The organism is Massilia sp. TWP1-3-3 (assembly GCF_049897805.1).
Taxonomy (GTDB): Bacteria; Pseudomonadota; Gammaproteobacteria; order Burkholderiales; family Burkholderiaceae_D; genus Telluria_A.
In genome coordinates, this window is the sequence record NZ_JAFCWX010000113.1 from 1 (window position 1) to 1,105 (window position 1,105).

At 53.2% G+C, this 1,105-nt stretch carries 1 protein-coding gene and 1 tRNA gene; both read right to left on the reverse strand.

Annotated features, from left to right (window positions below; all coding sequences use genetic code 11):
• Positions 1 to 299: 299 nt before the first annotated feature.
• Positions 300 to 593, reverse strand: a complete 294-nt coding sequence (locus ACP7D4_RS28045; RefSeq protein WP_426212719.1) for a hypothetical protein — start codon at positions 591 to 593, stop codon at positions 300 to 302.
• Between the two features lie 247 nt (positions 594 to 840).
• Positions 841 to 938, reverse strand: a tRNA-Ser gene (locus ACP7D4_RS28050).
• Positions 939 to 1,105 lie beyond the last annotated feature (167 nt).

The following is a 1,105-nucleotide window of genomic DNA, read 5'->3' on the forward strand; positions in this document are numbered from 1 at the left end:
AGAGACTCGTCCTCAGAGGGCTTGCTGGTCAAGCTCTTTGAGGGCGCTCAGCCTTAAAACCTCAGTTATTCTGCACAAAACTCCCTCAAAAGCCATCAAACATCTTGCACGCGCTCAACTGTTTATGAAACAGCGGCAAGCGTCAACTACCGGACTGAACGTCGTCAGCAAATTCACCAAACTTCGCGCAAATCTGCGCTCAATGTCAGCGACCGGTATATTGTGGCCGCCATGAGCGACGCGCTTCGCAACGCGCAATCGCGACATTTCCATGCTGGGCAGTGCCAAGTAGCTTAACTCTACTCGCCAGCCTTCGCCGCGCGCAGCCGCCGAACCAGCTTCAAATAACTGCGACCGGCCAACGTCGTTTCGAAAGCAAAATCCTCACCTTGGACAATGCATGAATCCATTTCTTGCAGGAACAAACGGCTGGCGGCCATCAATTCACGTTCCGGGGCAAGTGGGGACAGACCCGCCGCGATCAGGTCAGCGTTCACAAACCGCATGCCGGTCGCCACTTGCTTCAGGTACTCCAGCGCAAATGTCGTCTTTCCGGCGCCATTGGGTCCGCCAATTATCCAGCAAGTCGGCATCTGACAAACCCCTACGGATGATATGTCGCGCCCATTAAAGCGCCATTTTCGCCTGAGTGTAGCACGGCCGTGCGAGTATCGTAGACGCCCGTATTCCCGCCTGCGGGCAGGTCCGCGCGCGCGAACAGCGGATGCAAGAATCAGCGCAAGCCAGGTTGAAAGCAGTTAACAAAAAAAGCCAACTTCCTGAACGGGAGTTGGCTTTTCTTGAGACCGCTCAAAGGCTACAAACTTGAGCATGCTGTTCTGGAGGCGAGGACGGGAATCGAACCCGTCTAAACGGCTTTGCAGGCCGTTTTGCTGTCTTATAAATCAATGACTTAGGCGAACACCTCTTTTTTCGCCTCTTCTTCCAGTTTTTTTCCTATTTATTGCAAGTTCCCCCCCCCGGCAACTAGTGTAGTGCGTCAAACAGATTGAAGCTTATTAAGTTTGGCACGAGCGCGCGTGACTTTGGCAAGAATGTCGGTCGCTTTCGCGGTCCATATATACGGTTTCGGTGCCATATTATG

What these genes read in the sequence shown, in the direction of transcription:
- ACP7D4_RS28045 (WP_426212719.1), bottom strand. Translation starts at nt 593, where the DNA reads ATGCCGACTTGCTGGATAATTGGCGGACCCAATGGCGCCGGAAAGACG.